Below are 15,358 nucleotides of genomic sequence, written 5' to 3'. Positions count from 1 at the left end.
CAGTGGCTGGAGCCGTTCCGCTTTCCCCAAGGGGTAAGGGTGGCGGTGGATATCGATCCCTACAGCTTCGTTTGAGCGATCATGAGCAACGGCCCCGTCCTTGTCCCCGTGCTGGGGGACCAGCTTTCCCATGGCCTGTCGAGCCTGGCTGATCGCACGCCCGAAGACACCGTGGTGCTGATGATGGAGGTGTGGGACGAGACGCAATATGTGCGCCACCACAAGGCCAAGATCGCGCTGATCTTTTCGGCAATGCGCCATTTCGCCCGGGAACTGCGCGATACCGGCTTCACCGTCGATTACGTAAAACTGGATGATCCCGGCAACACCGGCAGTTTCACGGCGGAGGTACAGCGCGCGATCCGGCGCCATGCCCCGCGCGGCGTGCAGATCACCGAACCGGGCGAATGGCGCGTGCGCGAGATGATCACGGCCTGGCGCGATACGCTGGGCGTGCGGCTGCGGGTGCTGCCCGATACCCGCTTTGTCTGCCCGCTACCCGATTTCTTCCAGTGGGCCGCCGGGCGCAAGCAATGGCGCATGGAGTATTTCTATCGCGAGATGCGCCGCAAGACCGGCCTGTTGATGGACGGCGACAAGCCGGCGGGCGGCAAATGGAACTTCGACGCGGAAAACCGCGGCGGCCCCGACGCGGAGTGCCGCCCGCCCGCCGTCTCGCACTTTGCCCCCGATGCCATCACGCAAGAGGTGATTGCCCTGGTCGAGGCGCGCTTTGCCGGGCATTTCGGCAGCCTCGATCACTTTGCCTGGCCGGTTACGGCGGCACAGGCCGCCCATGCCTTTGACCGCTTCCTGAAAACGCGGCTGCCGCTGTTCGGCCGCTATCAGGATGCGATGATGGCCGGCACCGACACGATGTATCACGCGGTGATCAGCCCGGCGCTCAACATCGGGCTGATCGATCCGGTGGAGATGTGCCGCCGCGCCGAGACCGAATGGCGCGAAGGCCGCGCCCCGATCGAGGCAGTCGAAGGCTTCATCCGCCAGGTCATCGGCTGGCGCGAATATGTGCGCGGCATCTATTGGCTGACCATGCCCGATCTGAGCAAAGCCAACCAGCTGGGCGCCACGCGGCCCCTGCCCGAATTCTGGTGGACCGGCGAAACCGACATGGCCTGCGTGGCCGATTGCGTGCGCGCCACGCACAAGAATGCCTATGCCCACCATATCCAGCGGCTGATGGTCATGGGCAATTTCGCACTGCTTGCCGGGCTGTCTCCGCAAGACGTGGCCGACTGGTTCCTGGTGGTTTACGCCGATGCCTTTGAATGGGTGGAACTGCCCAACGTGGCCGGCATGGCGCTGTTTGCCGATGGCGGCAAGCTGGCGTCGAAACCCTATGCCGCCAGCGGCGCCTATATCGACCGGATGAGCAACTATTGTGGCGATTGCCGCTATGACGTGAAGCGCAAGGTGGGCGACGGCGCCTGCCCGTTCAACGCGCTCTACTGGGATTTCCTCGCCCGCAACGAGGAACGCCTGGCCGGCAACCCGCGCCTCGCCAACCCCTACGCCACCTGGCGACGCATGAGCGCCGACAAGCAGGCCGAATACCGCGACAGCGCCGCTGCCTTCCTCGAAACGCTGGAACCGGCAAAGAAAGGCTGGGCACGCGCGTAAGGCGCAGCGCCGAACAATTCCTGCGCGACGTGCCCGGTTGTCATGCCTAAGATCGCGCTGCTGCGCTGGCATGGGGGCCAGGTTGCCGCGTGAGGGAGTACAAGCATGACAAAAGCGCTGTTGCTGGGCGGTGCGCTACTGCTGCTGGGATGCGGCAGCACGGGGGTTATGGCGCGCCCGGCAAATGCCGATGGTGTTCCAGCCGGCGCGCAGGCGCTGATCCGCCATTTCCACATGGAAAACATCCCGCACGAAGGGCCGTGGTTCATCCAGACCTTCAAAAGCAAGGATGAAGTCGGCGGCGCACTCGCTGATCGCTATCCCGGCACGCGCTGGGCTTATACCGCAACCTACCTGATCCTCACCCAGCGTGACTTTTCCGCCATGCACCGGCTCGCCACCGACGAGATGTGGCACTTCTACGGCGGCAATCCGGCCCAGTTGCTGCTGCTCTACCCCGATGGCCATGGCGAGGTCAAAATCTGGGGCAGCAATGTTCTGGCGGGCCAGGAGCCGCAGATCCTGGTGCCGCGCGGCACCTGGATGGGGGCGATCCCGATCGGCGCGCCCCGCAGCGCCTACAGTTTTGGCGCCAACACCCTGGCGCCCGGCTTTGAATATGCCGATTATGAGGCCGGAAAGCGGGCCGATCTCTTGGTGCGATACCCGGCATTTGCCAAACAGATCAGAAAACTGACGCGCGACGATGCCCCTGGCAAAAGCGCAGCCGAAGCGCCGGCGCCCGCCACCCCCGCCGCAAATCCGGTATCGTTGCAGGAACTGGTCGGCCGCACCGCGCCGCAGCACGCAGACCAGATCAGCGCGGCCCGCTTTGTCATCGCCGCTGGACGCGCCATGCCCAGCATGATGACCAAGGAAGGGCACGAAGTGATGTTCGTCACCAGTGGCGAAGGCAGCGTCCAGATCGGCAGTGCCGTGCAACCTCTCAAAACCGGCTCGGTGGTCTATCTACCGCCACAGGTGCCGCACCGCATTACGGCCACCGCGCGCCTCACGTTCTATGTGGCGGCCACGCCGGCCTGGCGCCCCGCCGATACGGTGATCCTCGCCCCTTAAGACCGCTCACGCTCCAGCAGCTGGCGCTTGATCTCCAGGCCATAGGCATAGCCGCCCAGGGTGCCGTCCGATCGCACGACGCGGTGGCAGGGGATCAGCACCGCGACGTTGTTGGCACCATTGGCACTGCCGGTGGCGCGCATCGCGCCGGGCTTGCCGACGGCGGCGGCGATCTGAGCATAGCTGCGGGTTTCGCCCGGCGGGATCGCCTGCAACTGCCGCCACACCGACTCCTGAAAGGCGGTGCCGGCCACATCGAGCGGGATATGGTCGGCCCGCCCCGGCACTTCCACCGCATCGACCACGGCATCGAGCAGCGCGGCAAAGTCTGCCCCGCCCGCGATCAGAGTCGCCTTAGGAAAGCGGGCGCGCAAGGCGTCCTCCCCTTCGCCAAACGACAGGCGGCAAACGCCCTTGTCGGTGGCGGCCACCAGCATCGGCCCAAGCGAGGTGGCCACCTGCGCCCAGCGGATCGTCACGCCCGCCCCGCCATTGCGCCAGGCCGATGGCGCCATGCCCAGCCGGTCGCTTTCGGCATAAAAGCGCGAGGGCGCGCCATAGCCGGCCTCGTGGATCGCCTCGGTCACGCTATCGGCACCGGCCAGCACATCGCCCATGCGCCGCTGGCGCAGCGCGCGGGCATAGGCGGCCGGGGAAAGCCCGGTGTGGCTGGTGAACAGCTTCTGGAAATGGGCGGGGGAATAGCCGGCCTGCGCCGCCAGGGCATCGAGCGTGGGCGCAGTCTCGGCCGCCTTGATCGCGGCGATCGCCCCGGCCACGGCAGCGGCATCGCGCGCCAGGTCATCAGGCCGGCAGCGCAGGCAGGCCCGCAGCCCGGCCGCGCGTGCTTGGGCGCCATCGGCAAAGAAGCGCACATTGCCCCGCGCCGGATGGCGGGCCGCGCACGATGGCCGGCAATAGATCCCGGTGGTCAGCACGCCGGTGACAAACACCCCATCCCACGCCCGGTCGCGCGCCAGCACGGCCTGCCAGCAGGCCTGGGGATCGAGGGGTGGGGTGTTGTTCATGGCCAGTCCTGTGTGTTTTCCTCTGCCCTTCATGCCATCCTTGCCGCCCGCGCGCATCCCGCGCCTTGCGATCAAAGCAAATCCCGGCAATGACCTGCGCCATGTTGCGCCGCCTCATCGCCTCGCTCATCGTTGCCCTTGTCCTGGTGCCGGCCCTGCCGGCGCTGGCCGATCCGGCCGACATCGCCGCCGCCAGCCGTGGCGTCGTGCGTGTCGTGATCGTCCAAACCGAAGGGCGCAGTTCCACCATGATCGGCCATGGCAGCGGCTTTGCCGTCACGCCCGAATATGTCGTCACCAATGCCCACGTGGTAGAGGCGCTGCGCCAGGACGATACCCTGATCGCCGGCATCGTACCGCCGCAGGGGCGCGGCGGCTATGAAGCGCGCGTCGTCGCCTATTCCCCGCGCAACGACCTGGCCCTGCTCAAGATCCAGGGCGGCGGCCGGCTCGCGCCGCTTTCGCTCTATGCCGGCCAGGTGAGCGATGGCGCCGATGTCAGCGCGGTGGGCTATCCCGGCAACGTCGATCTGGCGCAGGGCCTGTCGCTGTCGGATCTGGTCAGCCCCCAGGCGGCGGTAAAGACCCGGGGCTACGTCTCGGCCGGGCGCAGTTCCAAGGAATTCGACACGATCCTGCACACCGCGCCGATCGGTGCGGGCAATTCGGGCGGTCCGCTGCTCGATGCCTGCGGCCGCGTCGTCGGGGTCAACTCGTTCGGCACGGTCAGCGACAACAGCACCGATTCGGCGTTCTATTTCGCCATCTCGATGCGGGAGCTGTCACGCTTCCTGCAGCAGAACAATGTCCAGGCCCACGCCAGCGACCTGCCCTGCACCTCCATCGCCGATCTCGACCGCGCCGACAGCGAACGCGCTGCCAGCGACCAGGCGCGCCAGGCTGCGCAAAACGAAGCGCGCCAGAATGCCCACGCCCGCGCGCTGGAAACCGCGCGCCGCCAGGCCGAGATCGAGATCTTGACCCAGCGCGACAACGGCATGGCGATTGCCGTGCTGCTGCTGGTGGCAACGCTGGGCGCAGGCGGCGCGGCGTTCATCTATGCCCAGCGCGACAACGCCAATGCCACGCGCATCGCCGGCGGCAGCGCGCTGCTGCTGCTGCTGGGCACCGTGGCGGCCTGGGCACTGCGGCCCAGCCTGCTGTCGATCGACAACCGCGCGCAGGATATCGTGGCCGCCGCCAGCGGCACGCCCGATGCCCTGGCGAGCACGGCGGCCGGCGGCAAAGCCGCTACCGGCAAGTTCATCTGCGTGCTAGATCCCCAGCGCAGCCGCGTGACCGTGTCAGACATCACCGATGTGCCGATCACCTGGAGCCAGGACGGCTGCATGAACCAGCGCAGCCAATATGGCCTGGCCGCCGATGGCTGGTCGCGCGTGCTGGTGCCCAATGGCGAGGATACCATCGCGGTTACCCACTTCGATCCCGACAGCCGCAGCTATACCGTCGAACGCTTCCTCATGGGCCTCGATGCCATGAATCAGGCGCGCGATGCCCGGCAAAAGGTGGTGGCCCCGGCCTGCGGCGCCGGAGAGGCCGAAGCCCGCCGCTTTGGCGACGCCCAACAAGCGATCCGCGCACTGCTGCCCGCAGAACCCAATGAACGCATGCGCTACAATTGCCAGCCGGTGCCCTGATCGTTGGCCGCCTCTCCCCCTCCTCTTCAGAGGAGGGGGTCGGGGGGGGGCGGAAGGGTAGTGCAAGGCTTCCCACCACCCCCAGCCCCGCCTCCCCCGAATCACCCTCGGCGGGCCAAGCCACCTTTCCCCGCCTACGCCGTCCCACGCGTGAGACGTTTCGACACGCTGATACGCATACGTTTGCGCCTCCATTAACAGGGGCTGCCAACTGGTGACTTGTCATATGGCGGTGACGTTGCTAGGCGCGCCGGGACTGCGGGCCGTCACGTGCATTTTTTGCGCGTCATGCGCCTTGCTTGAAATCCTTGGACGAAGGGGACTGAGGCGCGTGGAGATTTCCAGCGGCATCACGGCCAGCCTGGCGGGGCGTTATGCTTCCGCACTTTATGAGCTGGCAAATGAACAGGGCCTGGTTGCGGCCGTGGAAGGCGATCTTGAGCGCCTGGCTGACGCCCTGCGCGAATCGGCTGATTTCGCCGCGCTGATCCGCAATCCGCAGGTCGCCCGCGAAGACGCCGCCCGTGCGATCGCCGCCGTTGGCCAGGTGCTGGGCGTTTCGCCCCTCACCGCCAACTTCCTCGGCGTGATCGCTGGCAACCGCCGCCTGTCCGCCCTGCCCGATGTGGCGCGCGCCTATGCCGCGATTGCTGCAGCTGCCCGCAACGAAGTGACTGCCCATGTCACCAGCGCGCATCCGCTCGACGACGGCCAGATCGCTGCGCTGTCGGAAAAGCTCGCTGCCCGTGCCGGCAAGTCGATCAAGCTCAAGACTGCGGTCGATCCCGAGATTCTCGGCGGGCTGGTCGTCAAGATCGGCAGCCAGATGATCGACAGCTCGATCCGCACCCGTCTCAATTCGCTCGCCCAGGCCATGAAGGGCTGAAGCCAAAAAGTTTGCACGAAAGGCTGAACGATGGAAATCCGCGCCGCTGAAATCTCTAAGGTCATCAAGGACCAGATCGCCAGCTTCGGCACCGAGGCCCAGGTCTCGGAAGTCGGCTCCGTGCTGTCGGTCGGCGACGGCATCGCCCGCATCCACGGGCTGGATCAGGTCCAGGCCGGCGAAATGGTCGAATTCGCCAACGGCATCAAGGGCATGGCCCTCAACCTCGAAGCCGACAACGTCGGCGTCGTGATCTTCGGCTCTGACGCCGAGATCAAGGAAGGCGACACCGTCAAGCGCACCGGCACGATCGTGGACGTTCCGATCGGCAAGGGTCTGCTGGGCCGCGTGGTCGACGCGCTGGGCAATCCGATCGATGGCAAGGGCCCGATCGAATACACCGAGCGCCGCCGCGTCGAAGTCAAGGCTCCCGGCATCATCCCGCGCAAGTCGGTGCACGAACCCGTGCAGACCGGCCTCAAGGCGATCGACGCCCTGGTGCCCGTGGGCCGTGGCCAGCGCGAACTGATCATCGGTGACCGCCAGACCGGCAAGACCGCCGTCGCGATCGACACCTTCATCAACCAGAAGGCCGTCAACGCCGGTTCGGACGAAGGCAAGAAGCTGTACTGCATCTACGTCGCGATCGGCCAGAAGCGCTCGACCGTGGCCCAGATCGTGCGCCAGCTCGAAGAAAACGGCGCGATGGAATACACCATCGTCGTGGCCGCCACCGCTTCGGAACCGGCCCCGCTGCAGTACCTGGCGCCCTACACCGGCTGCACCATGGGTGAATTCTTCCGCGACAACGGCATGCACGCCGTGATCGTGTACGATGACCTTTCCAAGCAGGCCGTGGCCTATCGCCAGATGTCGCTGCTGCTGCGTCGCCCGCCGGGCCGCGAAGCCTATCCGGGTGACGTGTTCTACCTGCACAGCCGCCTGCTCGAACGCGCCGCCAAGATGAACGACGACAACGGCGCCGGTTCGCTGACCGCCCTGCCGATCATCGAAACCCAGGCCGGTGACGTGTCGGCCTACATCCCGACCAACGTGATCTCGATCACCGACGGCCAGATCTTCCTGGAAACCGGGCTGTTCTACCAGGGCATCCGTCCGGCCATCAACGTCGGCCTCTCTGTGTCGCGCGTGGGCTCCTCGGCCCAGACCAAGGCGATGAAGAAGGTGGCCGGCTCGATCAAGCTGGAGCTGGCGCAGTACCGCGAAATGGCGGCCTTCGCCCAGTTCGGGTCTGACCTCGATGCCTCGACGCAGAAGCTGCTCAACCGCGGTGCGCGCCTGACCGAGCTGCTCAAGCAGCCGCAGTTCTCGCCGCAGGGCTTTGAAGAGCAGACCTGCGTGATCTTTGCCGGCACCCAGGGCTACCTCGACGCCGTGCCGGTCGACCAGGTCACCGAATACGAAGCCGAACTCTTGAGCTTCCTGCGCACGCAGAAGGCCGACCTGCTCGCCGAAATCCGCGACACCAAGGATCTGGGCGACGGCGCCAAGGCCAAGCTCAAGGAAGCGCTCGACGCTTTCGCCAAGCAGTTCGCCTGATAACGCATGATTCATCCCCCCGGTGGGCCAGCACGGCCAGCCGGGGGAGATGAAGTGGAGATAGACGAGTGGCCTCGCTCAAGGAACTCAAGCTGCGGATCAACTCGGTCAAGTCGACCCAGAAGATCACCAAGGCCAAGCAGATGGTCGCCGCGGCCAAGCTGCGCAAGGCGCAGGCCGCTGCCGAGGCCGCGCGCCCCTATGCCGGCCGCCTCGCCGGTGTCATGGCCAGCCTCGCCAGCAAGGTGCAGGTTGGTGAAGGCAGCCCCAAGCTGCTGGCCGGCAATGGCAAGGACCAGGTTCACCTGCTGGTCGTCGCCAATTCCGATCGCGGCCTGTGCGGCGCGTTCAACGCCAACATCGTCAAGGCCGCCAAGGCCAAGGCGCAGGAACTGCTTGCCCAGGGCAAGACGGTGAAGTTCTACCTCGTCGGCCGCAAGGGCCGCGCCCCGATCCGGCGCGATTATCCCAGCGCGATTGCCGGTGGGTTCGACACCACCGTGGTGCGCGAGGCCGGCTTTGCCGAAGCGGAAAAGATCGCCAACGAACTGCTGGCCATGTACGAGGCCGGCCAGTTCGACGTGGCGCACCTGATCTATTCCAAGTTCCGCAGCGCGCTGGTGCAGATCCCCACCACCCAGCAGATCATCCCGGTGCCGGCCCCGACCGTGGCCGTTGCCAACGATGGCGGCGCCGTGGTCGATTACGAACCCGACGAGGAAGCGATCCTCGCTGACCTGCTGCCGCGCTATCTGCGTGTCCAGCTGTTCGGGGCGCTGATTGAGAACATGGCCAGCGAACAGGGCGCCTCGATGACCGCGATGGACAATGCCACGCGCAACGCCGGCGAGCTGATCAAGAAGCTGACCATCCAATACAACCGCAGCCGCCAGGCCGCGATCACCACCGAACTCATCGAAATCATCGCCGGCGCCGAAGCGCTTTGACGACGACCCAGCAGGCAAGGAAAGACTAGAATGGCAACCGCACCTGTCATCACATCGACCGGCAAGATCAGCCAGGTCATCGGCGCCGTCGTCGACGTTCAATTCGACGGCGAACTGCCGGCCATCCTCTCGGCTCTCGAAACCAGCAACAACGGCAACCGCCTGGTGCTGGAAGTGGCGCAGCACCTGGGTGAAAACACCGTGCGCACCATCGCCATGGACTCGACCGAAGGCCTCACCCGTGGCCAGTCGGTGACCAGCACCGGCGCGCAGATCTCGGTGCCGGTCGGCCCCAAGACGCTTGGCCGCATTCTCAACGTCGTGGGTGATCCCATCGACGAACGCGGCCCGGTTGGCGCCACCCAGTTCGCCCCCATCCACGCCAAGGCTCCCGAATTCATCGACCAGTCGACCGAAGCGGCGATCCTGGTCACCGGCATCAAGGTGATCGACCTGCTCGCGCCTTATGCCAAGGGCGGCAAGATCGGCCTGTTCGGCGGCGCCGGCGTGGGCAAGACCGTGCTGATCCAGGAACTGATCAACAACATCGCCAAGGGCCACGGCGGCGTGTCGGTCTTTGCCGGCGTGGGTGAACGCACCCGCGAAGGCAACGACCTCTATCACGAATTCCTCGACGCCGGCGTTATCGCCAAGGACGCCGATGGCAACGCCACCTCGGAAGGTTCCAAGGTTGCGCTGGTCTATGGCCAGATGAACGAACCGCCGGGCGCCCGCGCTCGCGTCGCGCTCTCGGGCCTGACCATGGCCGAATACTTCCGTGACCAGGAAGGCCAGGACGTGCTGTTCTTCGTGGACAACATCTTCCGCTTCACCCAGGCCGGCTCGGAAGTGTCGGCGCTGCTTGGCCGCATTCCCTCGGCCGTGGGTTACCAGCCCACCCTGTCGACCGACATGGGCCAGTTGCAGGAACGCATCACCTCGACCAACAAGGGTTCGATCACCTCGGTCCAGGCGATCTACGTGCCGGCCGACGACTTGACCGACCCTGCGCCGGCCACCTCGTTCGCCCACCTCGACGCCACGACCACGCTGAACCGCGCGATCTCGGAACTCGGCATCTATCCGGCGGTGGACCCGCTCGACTCGACCAGCCGCGTGCTCGAACCGCGCATCGTTGGTGCAGAGCACTACGAAACCGCACGCCGCGTCCAGGAAACCCTGCAGAAGTACAAGTCGCTGCAGGACATCATCGCCATCTTGGGCATGGACGAACTGTCGGAAGAAGATAAGCTGACCGTGGCCCGCGCCCGCAAGATCCAGCGCTTCCTTTCGCAGCCGTTCCACGTGGCCGAAGTGTTCACCGGCATCCCCGGCAAGTTCGTCCAGCTCGAAGACACCGTCCGCTCGTTCAAGGCGGTGGTTGACGGCGAATACGATCACCTGCCCGAAGCCGCGTTCTACATGGTTGGCGGCATCGACGAAGCCGTTGAAAAGGCCAAGAAGCTGGCTGCCGAAGCCTGATATAAAGCACCCCCCTCCCGCACGCGGGAGGGGTCGGGGGAGGGCCTGTAGGGGCGCCCTCCTTCGGAACCGGCAAACAGCCCCTCCCCCAGCCCCTCCCGCCCGCGGTAGGGGCGTGTAGAGACGGCCCATGCTCCACTTTGAACTCGTCACCCCGGCTCGCCTCGTCCGCTCGGAAGCGGTGTGGCAGGTTGTCGTTCCCGGCACCGAAGGCGAATTCGGCGTTCTCGAAGGCCACGCGCCGTTCATGTCCACGGTCAAGGACGGCACGATCAAGGTCTATCGCACGCAGGGCGGCCAGCCGGAAGAAATCCGCGTGCAAGGCGGCTTTGCCGAAGTGAACGCCAAGGGCCTCACGGTTCTGGCCGAACACGTCGAAGGCTGACGCACGCATCCCACGGATGTGCAAACGGGCCGGTGCCTTTGGGGCGCCGGCCCGTTTTGCGTTTCAGGCGTGCAGCTTGGCAAACATGTCGGCAAAGGTCAGCCGGGTGTCGATCCAGTCATAGACGCGCATGGGCCGCCCATCCGGCCGGGGCAGGTAGGCACCCTGGCCATCCAGCCGCGGCGTGGGCGCCAGGTGATAGCGGCACGATGCACTGTCGGGCTCGAACGCGCTTTGCAGGGCTGTCAGCGTCACCAGCGGGCTATCGCCCAGGGCATAGGTCTCGCCAAGATTGAGCCCCATTGGCACGACGGCCCGGCGCGTCCGCGCCAGCTGTGCCACCAGCCACGCGCCGACCGGGCCGCTTTGCCCCAGCAGGCGCAGTTCGGCCAGACTGACCAGCATCTGGCGATAGGCATTGCGCGGCACCTGCCAGATGGGAATGGCGCTTTCGCCAAACACGTACTGCGCCGCTGCCGGATCGATGGTGAAGTTGTATTCCGCCTGCGCTCCGCCCGGCGGCGGCGCGGCCCCCTCGTGCTCGCTGCCCCCGATCCAGACCAGCGTCATACGCGGCGCAATGCGCGGCTCGGCCCGCAACGCGGCGGTCAGATCGGTCAGCCCGGCGCCGGCCGTGTAGAACAACGGAGTCTTGGTATCGCTGCGCATTGCTTCCGCCACGATGGCGGCAACCGCCTGCGCCGAATCACGCCGATCGGCCCGTCCCAGAGCCCCTTCGGCACCGCGCACTACGGGCACGCGCCCGGTGATGCCCATCACGTCGAGCAGTTCACGCGCCTTGGCCGCAGCCTTGTCGGCCTGATGCCCATCGTCGGGCTCGGCGTCCCGGGGCGAATGCAGGTGCGACCCGACGATGAGGCGCACGTCGGCCGAAGGGCTGCGCAGCGCATGGGCCAGCGCGAACAGGCCGTCGGGATCGCCCGCGAGGTCGTTGTCCACAATCACCCGCATGCGCGGCGGCGAATCGGGCAAGATTTCCTCGGCGCGAGCCACAAGCGGGAACATCGGTAGGGCGGAGAGGCCCAACAGGGCGGCGCGGCGTGACAGGTCCATCGAACAATCACAGCACTTTGGGCAGCCCTGTCAACCGAGCGCGGCACAGGCTTTTTTGATAGGCACGCGAACTTTTTTGCAAATTCACGTTTGTGAACTTTTCAACAGAGTGAATTTAAGGCATGGAATGTGCCGACAAAGCCCGAGGGAGAGATACCTGTCATGACCCAAAACCTGGCCAACGTGATTGGCGCGCAAGCCAACCTGGTCGATTTCCTGCGTAACCAGCAGGTCGGCCCCAACGTCTATCCCGGCGTGCCTGCCGAATATTCCAACTGGCGGGCGGAGCAGTGGGCATGGGGCCACACCGCTGTGCTGTATAACCAGTCGTACCACATGGTGGACCTGGCCGTGCGCGGGCCCGACGCGTTCAAGATGCTGGAATACCTGGGCATCAACACTTTCAAGAACTTCCAGCCCGATCGCGCCAAGCAGTTCGTGCCGGTTACCCCCGATGGCTATGTCATCGGCGACGTGATCCTGTTCTACCTGGACGAGAACGAGTTCAACCTGGTTGGCCGCGCACCCACGATCGAATGGGTGGAATACCATGCCGCCACCGGCAACTGGAACGTGACGGTGGAGCGCGACGAGCGCTGGGCGATGCGCAGCGATGGCAAGCGCAACAGCTATCGCTTCCAGATCCAGGGCCCCAACGCGATGAAGATCATCGAGAAGGCCACGGGCAAGACTCCGCCCGAACTCAAGTTCTTCCACATGACGCGCATGACCATCGGCGGCAAGGACGTGCGCGCGCTGCGCCACGGCATGGCCGGCCAGCCGGGCTTTGAACTGTTCGGTCCGTGGGAAGACTATGGCGCGGTGCATGCCGCGCTGGTCGAAGCCGGCAAGGAGTTCGGCATGGCCCTGGTCGGTGGCCGCGCCTATTCGTCCAACACGCTGGAATCGGGCTGGATCCCCTCCCCGCTGCCGGCGATCTACACCGGCGAGGCGCTGGCGCCCTATCGCGAATGGCTCTCGGCCAATTCCTATGAAGCCAAGTGCTCGGTCGGCGGCAGCTATGTGCCCGAAACCGTCGAAGGCTATTACACCACGCCGTGGGACCTGGGCTATGGCCCGTTCGTCAAGTTCGACCATGATTTCATCGGCCGCGCCGCGCTGGAAAAGATGCACGCCGTCGGCAACCACCGCACCAAGGTGACCCTGGCGCTCGACAACGAAGACGTGATGCGCGTGCAGTCTTCGGCGCTGAGCAAGGGCGATCGCGCCAAGTTCATGGAATATCCCAGCGCGGTCTATGCCATGCATCCGTTCGACCAGGTGCTCAAGGACGGGCAGATGGTCGGCCTCTCCACCTGGATCGGCTATTCGGCCAACGAGGGCAAGTTCCTGACCCTGGCGATGATGGACAAGGGCCACGAAACCATCGGCGGCGAAGTCAGCCTGCTGTGGGGCGAACCCAACGGCGGCACCACCAAGCCCACCGTGGAGCCGCATGTGCAGACCGAAATCAAGGCCGTGGTCAGCCCCGTGCCCTATTCCGAAGTGGCGCGCGACGCCTATGCCGAAGGCTGGCGCACGCAAAAGTAAGCGCGAGGGAGCGATCCCTGGCGTGGGCGCCGGCCTCCACCCGACGGAGGCCGGCGCTTTCTTTTTGGGCGGATATTTTGTTTGCCTTGCTAACAATTCATGGCATGATCGCAGCAACCAAGGAGAGGATGCCGCCATGGCACAAGACAACAAGATCACGTTCTACGACCTGGCCCTGTCCACCGGCGCGACGATCAGTCCGTTTGTCTGGGCCACCAAATATGCCCTGAAACACAAGGGCTTTGATCTGGATGTCGTGCCCGGCGGCTTTACTGGCATTCTCGAACGCACCGGCGGCAAGACCGAGCGTCTGCCTGCGATCGTCGACGATGGCACCTGGGTGCTCGATAGCTGGGGCATCGTCGAATACCTCGACAAGACCTATCCCGATCGCCCGCTGCTGATCCCGCATGAAAGCGTGGCGGCCACGCTCAAGGCGCTGGACCACTGGTTCTGGGGCGCGGCAGTGGGGCCGTGGATGCGCTGCTTCTGCGCCGATTATCGCGATCTTTCGGTGCCGCAGGATCACGAATACATCACCCATTCGCGCGAAAAGATGCTGGGCTGTAAGCTGGAAGAGATCCAGGCCGGCCGCGAAGACCGCCTGGCCGGCATTTCCGCCGCGCTGGAGCCGCTGCGCTCTGCCCTCGGCCAGCACGCCTGGCTGGGCGGCAGCAGCCCCAACTATGCCGATTACCGCATCCTGGGCGGCTTCCTGTTTACCGCCTCGGTGTGCAAGACGCCGGTCCTGGCCAACGATGATCCGCTGCGCGACTGGCTCGATCGCTGCCTCGATCTCTATGGTGGCTTGGGCCGCCATCCCGGCCTGTTCCCGCTGTTCGGCCTGGTCGAGCGCGAGGGCGACGTGCCGGCGTTCACCCGCCAGGGCGGGCTTGGCGGCATCTACAAGCGCAACACCGGCCCCGCCTCTACCCAGGCCGAAACGCAGAAGATCACGCAAGGGATGAAGCAGCCGGCCTAACGCCTGCGCTTCGTCCCTCGGGTCATCAGGTCTGGCTTGGGGGGCGGGCGCCATCCGGGCGGCGGGGTCATGGCTTGCTGGCTGGTGCCCAGCCCCATCGCGCCGGGCGCCTGGCGGTTGATCCCGGTGGTATCAGACCGGGCCGCTCCGTCGGCACTGGCACCGCCCCGCATCAGAATGATGATATCGCGCAGCCGCCGCGCTTCCTCGAAATCGAGCGCGGCCACGGCGGCTTCCATCTGCGCGGTCAGGGTCTGAATCGTTTCGGCCATGCTGCCATAATGCGCGAGCGGCGCGGAAAGTGCCATCCCGGCTGTGCGCACCGGCCAAAGGGCAACTGGCCGGGGTTGGTCGGGTGTGCCAGTGTGGGTTGTGTTAGGTTTCGCACCACCCCCAACCCCCTCCTCTGAAGAGGAGGGGGCTATGCTACGGTATGCTCCCCCTCCTCTTCAGAGGAGGGGGTCGGGGGGTGGTGCGAGGCCAAGCACAACGCCCCAAGGGAAACCGCCCGCCATGCGCCTGCCATTGCTCCTCGCCACTGCCATGCTCTTCGCCACCCCGGCCCATGCCTATGACGTGGCGGAAAAATCGCTCGACGTGCTGCGGGCCGATCTCGATGCCGGGCGCGTCACCTCGGCCGAACTGGTCACCGCCTATGAGGCGCGCATTGCCCGGTTCGATCCCACGCTGCATGCGGTGATCGCGCTCAATCCCCAGGCGCTGGAGCAGGCGCGCCAAGCCGATGCCGGGCGGCGCGCGCATGCCACCCATCTGCCGCTGGAAGGCATTCCGATCCTGATCAAGGACAATATCGAAAGCGCCGATCCGGTGGCGACCACGGCGGGCAGCCTGGCGCTGGCCGGCAATGTGACCGGCCGCGATGCGCCACTGGTGGCGCGTCTGCGCGCGGCGGGCGCGATCATCCTGGGCAAGACCAACCTGTCGGAATGGGCCAATATCCGCTCCAACCATTCGATCAGCGGGTGGAGCGCCACGGGCGGCCAGGCGCGCAATCCCTATGACCCGCGCCGCAGCACCTGCGGATCGAGCGCGGGTTCGGGCGCGGCGGCAGCGGCGAGCTTTGCCG

14 protein-coding genes are annotated in these 15,358 nt (G+C 65.8%); 11 read left to right on the top strand and 3 right to left on the bottom strand.

The genetic code is table 11. The annotated features are described in order from the left end of the window. Positions 1-81: 81 nt before the first annotated feature. A complete protein-coding gene (locus H926_RS0113715; RefSeq protein WP_022676823.1) occupies positions 82-1,641 on the top strand; it encodes a cryptochrome/photolyase family protein in 1,560 nt (519 codons plus the stop codon). A 105-nt stretch (positions 1,642-1,746) separates the two neighbouring features. After that, positions 1,747-2,718, top strand: a complete 972-nt coding sequence (locus tag H926_RS30885; RefSeq protein WP_022676822.1) for a cupin domain-containing protein — start codon at positions 1,747-1,749, stop codon at positions 2,716-2,718. On the opposite strand, the gene H926_RS0113705 is transcribed toward H926_RS30885, so the two are convergent. Beyond that, positions 2,715-3,746 (bottom strand): bifunctional transcriptional activator/DNA repair enzyme AdaA, encoded by a 1,032-nt coding sequence (locus H926_RS0113705; RefSeq protein WP_022676821.1) that lies wholly within the window; start codon positions 3,744-3,746, stop codon positions 2,715-2,717. The genes H926_RS30885 and H926_RS0113705 overlap by 4 nt on opposite strands. A 101-nt stretch (positions 3,747-3,847) precedes the next feature. On the opposite strand from H926_RS0113705, the gene H926_RS0113700 reads away from it, so the two are divergent. From H926_RS0113700 to H926_RS0113675, 6 genes are all read left to right on the top strand, one after another. Continuing rightward, entirely contained in the window at positions 3,848-5,404 is a 1,557-nt protein-coding gene (locus H926_RS0113700; RefSeq protein ID WP_231627683.1) for a S1C family serine protease, read from the top strand. A gap of 331 nt (positions 5,405-5,735) precedes the next feature. Beyond that, entirely contained in the window at positions 5,736-6,290 is a 555-nt protein-coding gene (locus H926_RS0113695) for a F0F1 ATP synthase subunit delta (protein WP_022676819.1), read from the top strand. 30 nt (positions 6,291-6,320) lie between these two features. Continuing rightward, entirely contained in the window at positions 6,321-7,850 is a 1,530-nt protein-coding gene (gene atpA / locus H926_RS0113690; protein WP_022676818.1) for a F0F1 ATP synthase subunit alpha, read from the top strand. Between the two features lie 68 nt (positions 7,851-7,918). Next, complete coding sequence (locus H926_RS0113685) at positions 7,919-8,797, top strand: F0F1 ATP synthase subunit gamma (RefSeq protein WP_022676817.1); 879 nt, start codon at positions 7,919-7,921, stop codon at positions 8,795-8,797. Between the two features lie 30 nt (positions 8,798-8,827). Beyond that, entirely contained in the window at positions 8,828-10,279 is a 1,452-nt protein-coding gene (gene atpD / locus H926_RS0113680) for a F0F1 ATP synthase subunit beta (RefSeq protein ID WP_022676816.1), read from the top strand. A gap of 130 nt (positions 10,280-10,409) precedes the next feature. Further along, the gene (locus tag H926_RS0113675) at positions 10,410-10,664 is read left to right on the top strand and encodes an ATP synthase F1 subunit epsilon (RefSeq protein ID WP_022676815.1); all 255 of its coding nucleotides are present in this window, start codon (positions 10,410-10,412) and stop codon (positions 10,662-10,664) included. Between the two features lie 63 nt (positions 10,665-10,727). Here H926_RS0113675 and H926_RS0113670 read toward each other — a convergent pair whose 3' ends face one another. Next, complete coding sequence (locus H926_RS0113670) at positions 10,728-11,738, bottom strand: nucleoside hydrolase (RefSeq protein ID WP_022676814.1); 1,011 nt, start codon at positions 11,736-11,738, stop codon at positions 10,728-10,730. 162 nt (positions 11,739-11,900) lie between these two features. Here H926_RS0113670 and H926_RS0113665 point away from each other — a divergent pair, with 162 nt between their 5' ends. Both H926_RS0113665 and H926_RS0113660 read left to right on the top strand, forming a co-directional pair. Continuing rightward, positions 11,901-13,289 (top strand): aminomethyltransferase family protein, encoded by a 1,389-nt coding sequence (locus tag H926_RS0113665; protein WP_022676813.1) that lies wholly within the window; start codon positions 11,901-11,903, stop codon positions 13,287-13,289. Positions 13,290-13,425: 136 nt separating this feature from the next. Beyond that, entirely contained in the window at positions 13,426-14,271 is an 846-nt protein-coding gene (locus H926_RS0113660; RefSeq protein ID WP_028657990.1) for a beta-etherase, read from the top strand. Here the strand turns inward: H926_RS0113660 and H926_RS0113655 are convergent. Continuing rightward, the gene (locus H926_RS0113655; RefSeq protein WP_028657989.1) at positions 14,268-14,543 is read right to left on the bottom strand and encodes a UvrB/UvrC motif-containing protein; all 276 of its coding nucleotides are present in this window, start codon (positions 14,541-14,543) and stop codon (positions 14,268-14,270) included. The two genes, H926_RS0113660 and H926_RS0113655, sit on opposite strands and share 4 nt — an antisense overlap. Positions 14,544-14,784: 241 nt before the next feature. Between H926_RS0113655 and H926_RS0113650 the strand changes: the two genes are divergently transcribed. Next, a partial coding sequence (locus tag H926_RS0113650; protein ID WP_043609567.1) for an amidase family protein occupies positions 14,785-15,358 on the top strand: 574 nt, incomplete at its 3' end.

The organism is Novosphingobium sp. B-7, assembly GCF_000410615.1.
Lineage (GTDB): Bacteria > Pseudomonadota > Alphaproteobacteria > Sphingomonadales > Sphingomonadaceae > Novosphingobium > Novosphingobium capsulatum.
The sequence above is the reverse complement of the archived record's forward strand: the minus strand, read 5'-3'. Positions and strand labels throughout refer to the sequence as shown.